General features: G+C 68.3%; 10 protein-coding genes. 7 read left to right on the forward strand and 3 right to left on the reverse strand.

The window, feature by feature from the left end:
* Positions 1–24: 24 nt before the first annotated feature.
* Entirely contained in the window at positions 25–2688 is a 2664-nt protein-coding gene (locus HZA32_15015; GenBank protein ID MBI5425388.1) for a TonB-dependent receptor plug domain-containing protein, read from the reverse strand.
* Between the two features lie 273 nt (positions 2689–2961).
* Here HZA32_15015 and HZA32_15020 point away from each other — a divergent pair, with 273 nt between their 5' ends.
* The 7 genes from HZA32_15020 to HZA32_15050 all read left to right on the forward strand — a co-directional run bounded on the left by HZA32_15020 (position 2962) and on the right by HZA32_15050 (position 14812).
* Positions 2962–4449 (forward strand): alpha/beta hydrolase fold domain-containing protein, encoded by a 1488-nt coding sequence (locus HZA32_15020; GenBank protein MBI5425389.1) that lies wholly within the window; start codon positions 2962–2964, stop codon positions 4447–4449.
* Positions 4450–4505: 56 nt separating this feature from the next.
* Entirely contained in the window at positions 4506–7097 is a 2592-nt protein-coding gene (locus tag HZA32_15025; GenBank protein ID MBI5425390.1) for a glycoside hydrolase family 2 protein, read from the forward strand.
* Between the two features lie 13 nt (positions 7098–7110).
* Positions 7111–8916, forward strand: coding sequence for an FAD-dependent oxidoreductase (locus tag HZA32_15030; GenBank protein MBI5425391.1), 1806 nt, complete (start codon positions 7111–7113; stop codon positions 8914–8916).
* A 2-nt stretch (positions 8917–8918) separates the two neighbouring features.
* Complete coding sequence (locus HZA32_15035; protein MBI5425392.1) at positions 8919–10175, forward strand: SGNH/GDSL hydrolase family protein; 1257 nt, start codon at positions 8919–8921, stop codon at positions 10173–10175.
* Positions 10176–10234: 59 nt separating this feature from the next.
* Complete coding sequence (locus HZA32_15040) at positions 10235–11272, forward strand: LacI family DNA-binding transcriptional regulator (protein ID MBI5425393.1); 1038 nt, start codon at positions 10235–10237, stop codon at positions 11270–11272.
* 76 nt (positions 11273–11348) lie between these two features.
* Positions 11349–12569: an MFS transporter gene (locus tag HZA32_15045; GenBank protein MBI5425394.1), complete on the forward strand. Its 1221-nt coding sequence runs from the start codon at positions 11349–11351 to the stop codon at positions 12567–12569.
* Positions 12566–14812 (forward strand): right-handed parallel beta-helix repeat-containing protein, encoded by a 2247-nt coding sequence (locus tag HZA32_15050; GenBank protein ID MBI5425395.1) that lies wholly within the window; start codon positions 12566–12568, stop codon positions 14810–14812. The genes HZA32_15045 and HZA32_15050 overlap by 4 nt, the downstream gene beginning before the upstream one ends.
* A gap of 76 nt (positions 14813–14888) precedes the next feature.
* Here the strand turns inward: HZA32_15050 and HZA32_15055 are convergent, their stop codons facing one another.
* Entirely contained in the window at positions 14889–15416 is a 528-nt protein-coding gene (locus HZA32_15055) for a YXWGXW repeat-containing protein (protein MBI5425396.1), read from the reverse strand.
* Positions 15417–15454: 38 nt separating this feature from the next.
* Entirely contained in the window at positions 15455–15985 is a 531-nt protein-coding gene (locus tag HZA32_15060; GenBank protein MBI5425397.1) for a hypothetical protein, read from the reverse strand.
* Positions 15986–16106 lie beyond the last annotated feature (121 nt).

Consider the following 16106-nt stretch of genomic DNA (forward strand, 5'->3'; position numbering starts at 1 on the left):
GAGAGATTTCTCAAAGCTCGGCGCTCAGAACCGCGTGGTCGCGGAGAAGGTGAACGTGCGCGGGTTCGACCAGGTGCGGCCGCCGGCGGAGTAGAGCTTGTCGGTCACGTTCTCGACGTTGAGCTGGAAATCGACGGGACGGCTGGCGACCGTCACGCGGTGGCCGATCGCGGCGTCGAACACCGTCCAGCCGGGCAGCACGGTGCCCCACGAGGAGTTGCTGGCGGCCGGCATGACGGAGGTCTGATAGCGCACGCCGAGACCGAGCCAGAGGTTCTTCAACTTGCCCTCGGTGAAGTTGTATTTCTGCCAGACGCGGACCGTGTCGTCCGGAGTATTGTCCAGCGGGCGGCCGTTGAGGATCGAGTAGTCGATCATCGACTGCGCCGTGGCGGCCGTGCCGGCGAGCGGCTTGGAGAGCGTGAGCTTGTTCGTCCAGAGGTGGCTGGCCTCGAAGCTCATCGTGTAGTTGCGATTCGGCATCCACGTGAAACCGACTTCGATGCCGGCGGAGGTGTTGCCGTCGATGGTGCGGTTCCACTGAACCTTGGCGGTCTGCGCGAGGTTCTGCGTGGCCGGATTCGGATCGACCGCGGTGCCGACGTTGCGCGGATCGTTGGCCGTGCGCTCGTTGTCGATGATGACGGTGTTGTGGCGGGTGAGTTCGAAAACGCCGACGCGGCCGATGAGGCGGCGGTCGAAGAACTCGACCTTCAGACCGGCCTCGCGACCGAGGCCCTCGAGATCGGGCACGGGATTGGCGGCGCGCTCCTCCGGGGTGACGAGCGCGGTGAAGCCGGAAGCGGCGTTGATGAGCGATCCGGCGGGCACGGCTTCCGTGCCGACGTTCTGGCTCACATAGAGGTTGATGCCGGGGAGCGGTTCATAGACGAGGCCGACGGTGTAGGAATCCGTGGTCGTCTGGTCTGTGTGGAGGAAGCGCTGGAGGCGCACGCGATCGCGGTCGAGGTTCCAGGAATCCTGCTGGATGCGCGTGTTGCGATAGCCGCCGAAGGCCGTGATGCGGTCCTTCCAGAAGCTGCCGCTGTAGGCGGCGTAACCGGCCTCGGGGTAGGTGCGCGAGTAGCTCTGGGCGGTGACGCCGGGAGCGAGGGTATCGTCGGCCCAGGTGAGGATCGACTCGTAGTTCGGCACGGTGTGAACGCGCGGGTCAAAGTAGTTGAGGATGTTCGAACCGGTGAGGCTGGCCGGCGAACCCGTGACGTTGGGCGAGGCCGTGACGGCGGCGAGGTTCGCGAAGTTGAAGGTCGGATTGACCGAGCGAGCCTGATTGTAGGCCGCCTCGTAGCCCGCGAGGAACTTGTGCTTCGCCTTCAGGAATTCTCCCGTGAACACAGCCTCGAGCTTGCCGGTGAGCGGGATCTCCTCGCGCTTGGTGGCCGTGGTGGTGGCGGAAAGGAGCGGCGTGCTGCCGTCCGGGTAGCGGCGGAGCGCGTTGCTGAAGAAGGTCGTGTAGCTGTGCTGGTCGGCCCAGCGGCCGACGGCGCGGACTTCGAGCCAATCGGTGACCATCAAGTTGGCCTCGCCTTCGACGAGATCGTATTTCGTGGAGAAGAAGTCGTGCTCGCCGAAATGGTTGGCGTCGTAGCCGCTCGCCCAGTCGCCCGCGGTGAAGCTCTCGCCCTCGCCGAGGGAGCGCCAGCGGCCATCGAGCGTGAACTTGTCGAGGCGCCAGTTGGCGAAGGTGCGGGCGATACGCGTGCGATATTCCGCCACGGTGTAGGGAATGCCGGCCAAGGCGCCGGCGCGGCTCTTGCCGAGGTCGAGCAGCGCCTGCGAGGGATTGTCGTAGTCGGCCTGGTAGGCCGCGGTGGACTGCATGGAATTGCTCACCATGTTGCCGCGCAGGTCGCGGTGGGCGTATTCGAGCCGTGTGGTGAGCTTGTCGAACGGACGCCATGTCACCTGCGGATTGAGGTAGAACGTGGTCGAGTTGCTGAAGTCGCGCCACGTGTTGTCGTCGCTGTATTGCGCGATCAGGCGGTAGGCGACCTTGTCCTTGTAGATCGGACCCGTGAGGTCGGCGCGGAATTGGTAGCTCTCGTTGGAATCGACGCGCACGCCGAACTTGTAGGCTGGCGTGAACTGCGGCTTGGCGGTGACGAGATTCATGACACCACCGAGGGTCGAGCCGCCGATGAACACCGACATGGGACCGCGGGCGACTTCGACGCGGTCGACGTTTTCGGTGCCGAAGCCGAACTTCATCGGCAGGCCGTTGCGCTGGCTGATGTTGATCGGCTGGCCGCGGATGCGGGTGCGCAGCGGTTCGCCACCGGTGACGGAGCCCGCGGTCGGATCGATGCCCGCCGAATTGCGCGTGCCGCCGTCCATGCCGCCTTGGTCCGTGGTGAAGCCGGCCTGGTAGTTCGCGACGCCGTTGAAGCCGATGCCGCCCGTGTCCTCGAGGAACTGCGCGGTGACGACATTGATCGCGAGCGGGATCTTGGAAAGTTCGGTGGCGAAGCCCGTCGTGGCGACGGATTTGTCGGCCACGTAGGCCGAGTCGCGACGGCTGCGCACCTCGAAGACGGAAAGTTGCACAACCGGGTCGCCCTCCTTCGGCGCCGTCGTGTTTGACGGCACCGCTTGCGCAGCGAGCCAGGGAGCGCTGGCGAGAATGCCGGCGGCGGCGAGAACCCGGGAGCCAAAGCGGGAGATGTTCATTGTCGGGGGATGAGGTGGATGGAGGTTAGGTGACTTCCGCAAGCGCGCAGCGCCCCGCGACGACAATCCGGTCGGCAAGAGCCGACGACGGACGAAGAACGGACGGGGCAAAACAGCACACGGGGTTTACGGGGTTGCCTGCGTATGGCTCCGGTCCGCGCGCGCGAAAACCGCTGCGTTACTGAAATCGCTCAGCCGCCAGCGCGCTCGCGTCCTGAGCGATTTCGGCGTCGCCTCGCTGGTGCGCCGGGCGCTTGCTCGGACGCTGCCCCCATGTCTCGCTCCCCGCGTTTCCCCTTCCGCCGTTGGCTCGCGCCGGCGCTCGCGCTATTGATCGCGGTCGCATCGCGCGCCGAGGCCGTTCGCCTCATGGCCGTGGGCGACTCGATCACCGCCGGCGCCGACTTTTTTTCCTGCTACCGTTTTCCGCTCTGGGAGAAACTGTTCGCGGCAGGCTACGTCGTGGAATTCGTGGGCACGCAAACCAGCGAAACCCGCGTCGGCCCTCTCGCCCACGAAGGCTACGGCGGCAAGAACACGGAATTCCTCGCCGCGACCATTCCCGAGCATTTTCGCGCCCACCCGGCCGACATCGTCCTGCTCCACAGCGGACACAACCACACGGTCGAGGAGCAGCCGGTGCCGGGAATCGTCGACGCGACAGAAAAACTCATCGCCGCATTTCGCGCCGCGAACCCACGCGTCACCGTGCTGCTCGCGCAGGTGATTCCCGCCGGCAAATTGCCGAAATACTCCTACCTCCCCGAGCTGAACGCCGCGCTCGCCACTCTCGCGCAACGTTTGGATCGTCCGGAGCAACGCGTCATCCTCGTCGATCAGGCAACTGGTTTCGATTGGGCGACCGACACCGTCGCCGACAAGGTCCACCCGAACGCACTCGGCGCGGAGAAGATGGCGCAGCGGTGGTTCGACGCGCTGCGCGAGGTGTTGCCAAAACCGGCGCGCGAGTTCGCGCCTCGCCGCGTGCTCTATAAGCAGGCCGGCGATACGGCGCTGCAGCTTCACGTTTTCTCTCCCTCCGACCAACGCACGGCGGCTCCCACCCGCGGCCGGCCCGCGATCGTGTTCTTCTACGGCGGCGGCTGGACGCACGGCACGCCCGTGCAGCTCTATCCGGAATGCGCCTTCTTCGCTGACCGCGGCCTCGTCGCGATCAGCGCCGACTACCGCATCGCTTCCGCGCACGGCGCCACGCCGTTCGACGGCGCAGCCGACGCCCGCTCGGCGCTCCGCTGGGTGCGGGCGCACGCGCACGAACTCGGCATCGACCCCGCGCGCATCGCCGCCGCGGGTGCCTCGGCCGGCGGCCAACTCGCTGCCATCACCGCGCTGGCATCGGGACCCGACGACCCGGCCGACGACCGTAGCGTCTCTCCTCGCCCCGATGCCTTGCTGCTCTGGTATCCAGTGCTCGACACGGGGCCGGCCGGTTTCGGCCACGCGCTTTTCGGCGACCGTTTCGCGGAACTCTCCCCGCTCGCCCTCGTTCGCGCCGCGCCGGAACGTCTGCCTCCCACGCTCATTTTGATGGGTGACACAGACAGCGCGACGCCGCTGGCGACGTTGCGCGCCTTCGAAAGCGCCGCCCGCACGGCGCGCCGCACCTGCGACGTCGTCGTGTTCCCCGGCGGCAAACACCCGCTCTACGCCTACCGCGAAGGCGGAGAGCCCATCCGCGGCCGCACGCTCGCCGCGGCGGTCAAGTTTCTCGAGGCACTCGGCTGGCTTCCCGTTCACTGAGCGATTTCAGTGTGGCGCGATTCGCGCCACCTTCGGCGGCTCGCGACAGTGCGGACATGCCACCCCGCCCGCGGCCGCTCCTCCGCGCTCTCGTTTTCGTCGCTTCGCTCGGCGTCGCCGCGACGGGCTGGGCGGATCGCGAACGCCTCCTGCTCGATTTCGGCTGGAAATTCCACCTCGGCGATCCGGTGGGACTCAACCCGGCCATCTTCACCTATCCCGAAGTCGACGCGCTGGAGCGCACCGGCCGCGCCCATCTGGACGACGAGCCGAAGCTCGTCCCGCTGCGCCGCACGGCCGCCGACATCAACGTCGCGCCGGCCGTCGCCTTTGCCCAACCCGACTTCGATGATCGCGCATGGCGCCAACTCGACTTGCCGCACGACTGGGCGGTCGAGCTGCCGTTCAACCCCAAGGCGCTGCGCAATCACGGCTACAAGAACATGGGGGCTGGCGTCGGCGCGCAAAACTCCTGGGAGGCGCTCGAAATGGGCCAGAGCGCGCAGGCCCTCGGCGGCGTGTCGGGCAACACGATCGGCTGGTATCGCCGCAGCTTCGACCTCGTCGCGAGCGACCGCGGCGGCGCGCTCTGGGTCGAGTTCGACGGCGTCTACCGCAACTGCCTCGTCTGGTTCAATGGCCGCTGCCTCGGCCGAAACGTCAGCGGCTACAGCAGCTTCAAGTTCGACCTCGCGCCCTTCGCCCACTTCGGCGGCCGCAACACACTCGTCGTTCGCGTCGACGCCTCGCGCACCGAGGGCTGGTTCTACGAGGGCGCCGGCATCTACCGCCACACGTGGCTGGTGAAAACGCCGCCGCTCCACGTCGCGCATTGGGGCACCTTTGTTTCAACGACGCTCGCGCCCGACGGCACCGCCACCGTGCAGGCGCAAACCACCGTGCGCAACTCCGGCGCGCAATCCGCCCGCGGGATGCTCGTTTCGCGCGTGCTCGATCCCGACGGACGCAGCATCGCAGAGGCGACGACATCCGAGTTCGAAATCGCCGCCGGGGCCGAGACGACGCTGACGCCACAGCTCACGGTGCCCGCGCCACAACTCTGGTCACCCGAGACGCCGATGCTCTACCGGCTCGTTTCCGAAGTGCGCCCTATCGTCGCGGCCCCGATCGAGCCGACCGTGCCCGATCGCTACGAGACGACCTTCGGCATCCGCACCATCCGTTTCGATTCCACCCAGGGCTTTTTGCTCAACGGAAAGAAATACGTCATTCGCGGCCTCGGCGTGCACCAGGACCATGCGGGCGTCGGCTCCGCCGTGCCCGACGCCGTGCAGGAATTTCGCATCCGCCGCTTGAAGGAAATGGGCGCGAACACCTATCGCACCGCGCACCACCCGCACTCGCCGGCGATCCTCGAAGCTTGCGATCGGCTTGGTCTGCTGGTCGTCGATGAGAACCGCCGCTTCGACGACACGCCCGAAACCCTGAGCCAGATCGAGCGACTCATCCGCCGCGACCGCAATCACCCGAGCGTCGTCCTGTGGTCGCTCGGCAACGAGGAATTCCGCGACCGCATGCAGGGCGAGCCGTGGGGCGAACCGATCGCGCGCACCATCCAAGCCCTCGTGAAACGACTCGACCCCACACGCCAGACCATGATGCCGATGAACGCCGATTGGGGGAAAGGGTTCTCGCACATCGTCGACGTGATGGGGTTCAATTACCTGAAACTCGGCGACGTCGACAAATTCCACGCCGATCACCCGCACATCCCCGCGATCAGCAGCGAGGAATCCTCCGCGGTCTCGACGCGCGGCATCTACATTGAAGACCGCGTCCGCGCCTACGTCACCGCCTACGGGGACAAAGTCCCGCCGTGGGGTTCGCGCAACGAGCAATGGCTGCCCTATTTCGAGGCGCGCCCGTGGGTCGCCGGCGTGCTGATGTGGGCCGCCTTCGACTGGCGCGGCGAGCAGTGGCCCTACGACTGGCCCGCGATCAACTGCCAGTTCGGCGTCCTGGATACGTGCGGCTTCGCCAAGGACAGTTTCCATTTCCTCCAAGCCTGGTGGTCCGACCGCGAGGTGTTGCACCTCCTGCCGCACTGGAACTGGGCCGTGCGCGACAAAGAGCCGATCGCCGTCCGCGCCTACACCAACGCCGACGAAGTCGAACTCTTCCTCAACGACCAGAGCCTCGGCCGCAAAGCCGTCCCGCGCGGCGGCTACGTCGAGTGGCCCGTCGTCTACCAAGCCGGCACGCTCCGCGCCGAAGGCTATCGCGCCGGTCAGCGCGTGAGCTCCGCGAAAAGCGAAACCGCCGGCCCGGCCGCCGAAATCACGCTCACGCCCGACCGCGCGACACTCCGCGGCGACGGCGAGGACTGCGCTCTCGTCACCGTTTCCGCGCGCGACAGCGAAGGCCGTTTCGTGCCGACCGCGAGCGACGCCGTGGAATTCGAACTCTCCGGCCCCGGTCGCATCATCGGCGTCGGCAACGGCGACCCGTCGTGCCACGAACCCGACAAGGGCACCCGCCGCAGCCTCTTCAACGGTCTCGCGCAGGTGATCGTCCAAACGACGAAAACCGCGGGCCCGATCGTCCTCACCGCGCGCGCTCCGGGACTGCCACCCGCGAAACTCACGCTCACCGCCGCTCCTGCCACGCCGCGCCCGGCCGTGCCCTGATTTCCCTTTCCTGATGACCCGTCACGAACTTCACACCGACTTCGTCGTCGTAGGCGGCGGCTTGGCCGGCGTCTGCGCCGCGATCGCCGCCGCCCGCAACGGCGCCAAAGTCGTCCTCGTCCAGGACCGCTCCGTCCTCGGCGGCAACGCCTCCAGCGAAGTCCGCATGCACGTCGTCGGCGCCGACGTCCACGGCCGACGTCCCGGCGCGCGCGAATCCGGCCTGATCGAGGAACTCCGCCTCGAAGACGCCTGCCGCAACCCGCACCGCTCCTACTCGCAGTGGGACTTGCTGCTCTACGAAAAGGTCACCGCCGAGCCGAACATCACGCTGCTCCTCGACACGGTCTGCACCGGGTGCGCGACCGAGGACAGCGGCAACGGCACGCGCCGCATCGTCTCGCTTGATGCCGTGCGCCACTCGACCGAGGACGAGTTCCGCATCCACGCCCCCGTCTTCGCCGACTGTTCCGGCGACGGCCGGCTCGGCAGCGAGGCGGGCGCGCTGTTCACCGTTGGCCGCGAGGCGAAGAGCGATTTCGGCGAACCGCTCGCCCTCGACGCCGCTGACCGCCAGACGCTCGGCAGCTCCATCATGTTCACCGCGCGCCGTCACGAACAGCCGCAGCCGTTCCGCGCTCCGGCCTGGGCGCGCAAATTCCAAAAACACGAGTTCCGCCTGCGTCCGTTCGACGGCTACGAATACGGCTACTGGTGGGCCGAATGGGGCGGCCAGCTGGATACGTTGAAAGACAACGCCACGATCCGCCACGAGTTGCTCCGGATCGCGCTCGGCATCTGGGATTACGTGAAAAACTCCGGCGACCATCCCGGCTCGGCGAACTGGGCGCTCGACTGGGTCGGCGCCGTGCCCGGCAAGCGCGAATCGCGTCGCTTCGTCGGCCACCACGTGCTCACGCAGCAGGACCTCGAGTCCGCGCCGGCGTTTCCCGACGCCGTCGCCTTCGGCGGCTGGCCGCTCGACCTGCACCCGCCGAGCGGCATCGACGCCATCGACGAGGCCCCGTGCCGTCACATCCACCTCAAGCACGTTTATCCGATTCCGCTGCGGGCGCTCTGCTCGCGCAACATCGGCAACCTGCTCTTCGCCGGCCGCAACATCAGCGCCACGCACGTCGCCTTCGCCAGCACGCGCGTGATGGCCACCTGCGCCGTCATGGGACAGGCCGTCGGCACCGCCGCCGCGCTCTACGCTCCCGCCGCACCGCGCTCCCTCACGGAACACTTCTCCGGCACCGCCCTCGTGGCTCTGCAGCAACGCCTGCTCCGCGACGACGCCTTCCTGCCGGGCGTTCGGGCCGCCGATCCCGCCAATCTCGCGTCCCGCGCGCAGGCGAGTGCCTCCAGCGCCGCCGCCAACGCCGCCGCCACCCTCGTGCTCGACGGCGCCACGCGCGAATACCTTCCGACGCTCGGCGCCTGGGCCGACGGGCAGACCCACCGCTGGGAATCCGCCTCCCTCCCCGCTTGGCTCGAGCTCTCCTGGGACACGCCCCAAGAAATCGCCGAGGTCCACCTCACGTTCGATTCCGGCTTCCAGCGCGAGCTGACGCTCAGCGCGAGCGATGCCACCACCCGCAAAATCATCCGCGGTCCACAGCCGGAACTCGTGCGCGATTACGATGTCCTGCTCGACGGCGCCACCGCGCTCCGCGTGACCGGCAACTATCTCCGCAAACGCGTTCACCGTCTCGATCGCCCACTCGTGGCGAGCCGCCTGCGCATCGCCGTTCACGCGACCAACGGCATCGACCACGCGCGCATCTTCGAAGTCCGCGCCTACGGACCGGCCCAATAACCGTGAGCCTCCGCGCCCGCAGTCTCGTCCACCGCATCCTCGCGCTCAGCGCACTGGCCGTGGCAACGACCGCCGGCGCGCTTGACGCCTTGCACATCCGCGACGGCTGGCCACACGCGGCAGACCGCGCCGCGAGCGCGCACGAACTGCGCGTGGCCTTCCTCGGCGGCAGCATCACGGCCGCCGCCGACGGCTGGCGCACACTCACGGTCGATCGGTTGCGCACGCTGCTGCCCGGCGCGAACATCGTGGAACTCGCCGCCGGCGTGCCCGGCACCGGCTCCGACCTCGGCGCCTGCCGTGTGGGCCGCGATGTGATCGCGCACCGTCCCGACGTCATCTTCGTCGAGTTCGCCGTCAACGACGCCGCCACACCGCCCGCGCGCATCGAGCGGACGATCGAGGGCATCGTGCGCCAGGTGAAACGCGCCAACCCCGACGCAGATCTGTGCTTCGTCTACACCCTCTCGACCCCCGGCCTCGCGGAGCTCCAAGCCGGACGCATGCCCCCGGCCGCAGCCGCGATGGAAACCGTCGCCGCGCACTACGGCATCCCCTCGCTGCATTTCGGCGTGGAAGTCGCCCGCCGCGTCGCCGCAGGCGAACTCGTCTTCAAAGGCACCGCAACGGACGTCGACCGCGCCTTCTCGCTCGACGGCGTGCATCCCACCGCCGCCGGCCATCGCGTCTACTTCGAACAGCTCGCCGCAGCGCTCCCGCAGTTCCTCGCGACCCGCCATGCCGGACCCGGCCTCCCGCCCCCGCTGCATCCCGACAACTGGGAGCGCGCGACGCTGCGCGAGATCGAGCCGGCCTTGTTCCGCGGCGAGTGGGCATCCGTGCCGCTTGATGACCCAAACCTCCGCGGCGCAACGAAGGCCCTCCTGCCGCCAACTTGGCGCACAGCGACGCCTGGCGCCGCGCTCGAATGGGAGTTCACCGGCACGCGCTTCGGCCTGCTCGGCATCGCCGCTCCCGACAGCGGCGAGTTCGTCGTGACCATCGACAACCAACCGCCCGAGCGCGCCACGTTCTTCGACGCCTACGTCACGCCCACATTCTGCCGCCAGACGATGTGGTTCTTCCCCCACGAACTCACGGCCGGCCGCCACCACGTGCGCATCGAGCTGAGCGCGCGTCCCGTCGACAAAGCAGCAATAAAAGCCCGCGCCGGCAAGGCCCTCGAGCCCACGGCCGCTTTTGCGCCGCAGCGCCTCACGCTCAGCGGCCTCCTGACCGTCGACACCGCCGCGAAATGAGCCCGCCCCGCACTGCACCATTGCCCCGCGACGCGGCTGCCACTGAATTCGTTCAGCCCATGACGTCCCCACGCCGCTGCACGATCAAGGACATCGCCGCCCAGGCGGGCGTCGCCGTCTCCACCGTCTCCTACGCCCTGCGCAATCACCCGAGCATCCCCGCCGCCACCTGCCGGCGCATTCAGGCGGTCGGGGAAAAACTCGGCTACCGTCCCGACCCGCAGATCTCGGCGCTGATGGCGCACATCGGGCGCGGCCGGGCCGTGCCCTCCTCCGGCCGCATCGCGCTCGTCTGGATGCAAGGGCGGCGCGCGGCCACCCGCTCCGAGGGTTTCTTCGTGCAAGTGCGCGACGGTGCAGCGGCGCGCGCGCAACTGCGCGGCTACCACATCGAGGAATTCTGGCCCGACGAGGATCGCCTGAGCGGCGCGCGACTCTCGGGCATCCTTCGCGCTCGCGGCATCCAGAGCGTCATCTTCACACCGAGCATCGAGGGAGTCGCCGCCGACTACGCACTGGCGTGGGAACACTTCGCGTGCGTCGTATTGGGCCACGCGCGCTGGCCGGTGGAGCTGCACCGCGTCGCGCATGACCACTACCACGCCGTCTGCGATTGCCTGCAGCGCATGACCGCTGCGGGCGTGAAGTCGCCGGCGATCGTCCTGACCGAGGAGATCAACCAGCGCACGGACAGCGCGGTGAAGGCGGCGTTCATGACGCATCACCCGATCGAGGCCCGCGCGCGCGGGCTCATCTACGCGCTCGACCAGCGCGGCGCGCGATCGTTCTCGAGCTGGCTGCGCACACACGCGCCTGACGGCGTGCTCCTGCTCCGCCGCGAGATGTGGGACGAGATCGAGTCACCGCGCCTGCGCGAGTTGCGTGCCGCCGGCCGCGTCTGGTGCGCGAACTGGCAGGCGGACGACCCGCTGGCGCTGCCGGGCATCCAGCAGCGCTACGATCTCGCCGCGCGCGCCGCGGTCGACCTCGTCACCGGTCTGGAGCAAAGCCGCAGCCTCGGCCTGCCCGATCACCCGCAAAGCGTCCAGATTCGTGGCGACTGGCGCGACCATCCCGTGCCCGCCGTCCTGCGCTGAACAATTTCAACGTCGCCGGCCTTCGCGCGCGCCGCGGCCCCGCCTTGGCTCCGTTCCTCCCCGCGCCCCACCCCGCATGACCCTCCCCCGCCCCAGTCGCCGCGCCTGGTTGTTGCTCGCCCTGCTTTTCGGCATCGGCCTGCTCAACTACCTCGACCGCCAGACGCTCTCGATCCTCAAGGCGACGCTGAAGGCTGAACTCGCGCTGACCGACATCCACTACTCGTGGCTCGTTACCGCGTTCATGGGGCCCTACATTGTTTTCTACGTCGTGAGCGGGCGGCTCGTGGACCGCTTCGGCACCCGGGCCAGTCTCGCGGCCTTCACCGGCCTCTGGTCGCTCGCCAACATTCTCAGCGGCCTCGCCAGCGGCTTCGGGCAACTGGCCGGCGCGCGCGCACTGCTCGGCGCGGCCGAGCCGGGTGCGTTCCCCGCCATCCAGCGCGTGATGATGACGTGGTTCCCCAAGGAGCGTCGCGCCTTCGCGTGGAGCCTGCTGAGTCCGTGCACGACGGTCGGCGCCATCCTCGCGCCGCCGCTCGTCGCCGCGCTCACCGGCTGGTGGAGCTGGCACCTCGCGTTCATCGTCCCGGGCATCGCGGGCATTGCGCTCGCCTTCGCGTGGTGGGCGGCGGACCGCAACCCGCCGCGCTTCGATGGCGAAGCGGAGTCCGCCCCAAATCCGCCGCCGCTGCGCGTGATTCTCGCCGACCGCCGCGTGTGGCTCCTGCTCGCCGCCCGCGCGCTCACCGACCCCGTGTGGTATTTCCATCTCTTCTGGCTGCCCGGCTACCTGCAGGAACGCCTCGGCGTATCGCTCCCGCAACTCGGCTGGATCGGTTGGATTCCGTCGTTCGTGGCATCGGCCGCGGTGATGGCGACGGGACGCACGACGGACTTCTTCGTCGCCCGCGGCTATTCGGCCGTGCGCGTGCGGGTGACGATGTTCGCGCTTGCCGCGGCGTTCGCCCCGGTGGGGGCGTTCACGACCTTCGCGCCGTCGATCGCATGGGCGCTCGTGCTGATCTCGCTCGTCGCGATCGTCTGCCAGATCTGGTTCTTCGGCCAGGGTCTGCTCGTGGCCGACGTTTTCCCGAAAACCTCGGCGGCCACGATCGCCGGCCTCCTCGGCGCCGTCGGCGCCAGTGGCGGCCTGCTCCTCAATCTCGCCGCCGGCCCGCTGATCGAACGCGCCGGCTACGTGCCGGTCTTTGTCGGCTTGGCGTGCCTGCATCCCCTCGCCGCGCTGATGCTTTGGCGCGCGCAGCCACGCCTCGCGGGAACCGCCGCCGCATGAAATTTCGCGTCCTCATCGTGACGCTCGCGCTGTTCGCGACAGCCCGCCTCGGCGCCGATACCGCGCGCGTCTACCACGTCGCTCCCGCGCCGCGCGGCGACGATTCACACGACGGCAGCGCCGCTGCGCCATTTGCGACGATCGACCGGGCGCGCCGAGCCGTGCACGCCGACCTCGACACGCGCGAACAAACCGGCGACATCGTCGTGGAAATCGCCGCTGGCATCTATGAGCTGCCCGCGGCGATTCGTTTCTCTCCCGAGGACTCCGGGCGAAATGGTCACGACGTCGTCTATCGCGCCGCACCGGGCGCGGAAGTCATCCTCAGCGGCGGCCGTCGCGTGACCGGCTGGCAACGCGAGGGCGCGAGCGGCTTCAGCACCGAGGTCAGTCGCGAAACCGATTTCCGCCAACTCTGGATCGACGGACGCCGGGCGATCCGCGCCCGCACGCCCAATGAGGGCCAGATGCTGAAACTCGCCGGGGAGAAACAGGTCGACGGCTTCGATCTGCCGCGGGGTGTTTTTTCCGGCGTCACTGTTCGCCCCAACGAGGTCGAGGTATCCGTTCTGGTCGCCTGGATGCACAAGCACCTGCGCATCGCACGCGTCGCCGATGACTCACGCCCGGATTTCGTCCGCGCCGTGATTGCGGAGCCCGAATGGGACGCCGTGACCAAACAGCCGCAAGGCGACCGCGTCTATCTCGGCCGCAGCTACTGGCTCGAAAACGCGCCCGAGTTCCTCGACGCGCCCGGCGAATTCTACCTCGACCGCGTGCGCGGCGTAGTGCGCTACCTGCCGCGCGCCGGCGAGGACGTCGCGCATGCCGAAATCGTCCGCCCCGAGCTCGAGAGCCTGGTCGTGCTCGACGGCCGGCTCGACGCGCCCGTGCAGCACCTGCGGTTCGAAGGCCTCACGTTCGCCTACACCGGCTGGACGCGGCCCAACCGCGCCGGCTTCGTCGACGTGCAGGCCAACTCGCTCGTGCCGGCCGATCCCGCCGCAGCGGCCGACGGGCAATACCGGCACAACCAGCGCAAGGACCGCGTGCCGGCGGCGTTTCAGGCCTTCACGGCCGACCGCATCGTCATTCGTGGCTGCCGCTTCGCCCGCCTCGGCGGCACCGGCGTGATGTTCACTCACGGCGGCGACGACAACGTGATCGAGGGCAATTCGTTCTTCGACCTCGCAGCCGGCGGCATCGAGATCGGCGAGGATGCCGCGCGCCCGACCTCGCCCCGCCTTTTCCCGCGCCGCAACCGCATCGCGAACAATTTCCTCGCGCACCTCGGCGAGGACTACTTCGGATCGGTCGCGATTCTCAACTACTACACCGACGCGTCAGTCATCGCGCACAACGAGATCGTCAACGTGCCCTACACGGGCATCAGCCACGGCTGGGGCTGGGGCGCTCCGCCCGCTCCGGGCGATTCGCGCGGCAACGTCATCACGCACAATCTCGTGAGCAACTACATGCGCCGCCTCGACGACGGCGGCGGCATCTACACGACCGACGCGCTGCCCGGCTCGGAGATCGCGGGCAACGTCGTCGAGCACATGCGGCCTCCGGACCGGCAGACGAAGGCCGGCGGAGCAATCTACCTCGACCAGTTCACCAGCGGCGTCCACGTGCACGACAACGTCATCTCCGACGCGATCCGCTGGCTGTTCATCTGGAACCCGAACATCCAGCACAACCGCGTCGAACGGAACTTCGCCGACACCGACGCGTGGCGCAACGACGGCAAGGACAACGTCGTCGAGCCTGCGCAGCCGCTCTCCGCCCCGAGCGTCGCGGCCGCTGCGACGGCAATCCGCACGGGCGCCGGCATCGAGCCCGCCTTCGCGAGTGCCCGGAATTATTTCGCGCCGAAGATTCTCGTGTTCGATGCAACCAGCACCGCTTTTGCCCGGGCAGCAACCGCTCCGTCCACTGCGGACGACCACGCCGCAACGTGGCTCCCCGTTCTCCCGCGCGACGGCGACTACGAAGTCAGCGTTCGGTGCAGCGCTCCCGGCGGTGCGATGACGTGCGTCGTCGGACATGCCGCCGGCCGAGCGAGCGTCGATCTTTCCGCCGCCATCCATTCCGAGTGGATCACGGTTGGAAGATTCCCGTTCAAGGCCGGTGCCGGCGCGGAAATCCGCATCGCCACGCGAGGAGAAACCTCAGCGGCCATCGCCGTGGAGAGCGTGCGCTTCGCATTCGTTGAGACGAAGGAAAATTCGTCCGCCCGCTGACCAGCGTTGCCCGAGAAGGCGAAAGGCACGGCTCCAACGGAAGCCGTGCCGTGAGAATCAGCCCAACGCGACGCGGTCAGCGCCAGTAGCTCTCGACCCAGTAAGTGCGGTGGCCGCGGCGCTCCCAGTGGGCGACGACGTAGGTGCGGTGATGGGGCGGCGGCATTTCCCAGTGTCCCGACACCCACACGTAGCCGCGCGGCCGATAGCTCCAGTAGCCGGGCACCCAAATTGCCTCGGGCGTCGGCGCGGCGACGACGACCTCTTGCACCGCCGGAGCGACCGGCACCGGCGGCGGAGTCGGAGCCGCCGTCTCGACTCGCGACGCGTAGGCTTGGTCGTAGTTGCCGTAGAGCGTGCCGCGCTGATGGTCGGCGGCGTTGCCCAGCGTGCCACCGGCGATGGCACCGGCCGCGGCGCCGATGAGCGCACCGCTGGCGGCATTATGGCTGCCGGAGTTGTTGCCGATGATCGCGCCGGCCAGTGCGCCAATCGCACCGCCAGCGACGGCGCCCTGCTGCGTGTTGGGACCGGTGCCAACACAGCCAGAGAGGAGAAGCGCGCTCGCGCCGAGCGCGGCGAAGGAGAGACGAATGTTGTTCATGGTGAATCCTCGACGTGGAAAATTGGTTTCAGGTTACCTCAGTGCCGGCCGTGGTGGTGCCCGCCGTGGCCGCCGCGAAACGTCCAGCCGAAGCCCAAATTCACGGACACCGGCCCGCGCGGCCAGTAGAACGGGTCGTAGTAATAGGGATCGTAGTAGCGATACACGACCGTCGGGGGCGGCGCGTATTCGACGACTTGCACGGTCTGCGGCGCGGTCTCCACCACCGGCGCAGGCGCGGCCGGCACGGCGGCGGCCGACTCTGAATCGGGCAGCAGTTGATACGAGATCGTGCGCGTGGAGTTGTTGGCGAGGCGATAGGTCACCGTGACGTCGCGCGCGGTCTGCGAAATGGTGGCGATCGTCAGACCCTGTGCCTGGGCGGTTTGCGTCAGTTGCGCGACGCTCGGCAACTGACCCGAGTAGATGATGCGGTCCGGCTGCACGGCCGGGGCGACGATTTCAGGTTCGGTCACGGCGGCGGACGGAGCATCAGCCGCGATCACGCTGGCGGCGCCGAACAAAGCGACCGCGCCCAGCGCAAAAAGGGAAACGGATTTGGCGTTCATCGTAGGAGGTTTGACCGGTGTTACGACGCGCGGTTCATCCGAAAAATTCAATCTAGCCGTCCGGCCCGTGAACCCGGCGCCTCGTTTACCTCCCTTCGCCCCCACGAAGCGAAAGTTCAAT

Source organism: Opitutia bacterium (assembly GCA_016217545.1).
GTDB lineage: Bacteria > Verrucomicrobiota > Verrucomicrobiia > Opitutales > Opitutaceae > Didemnitutus.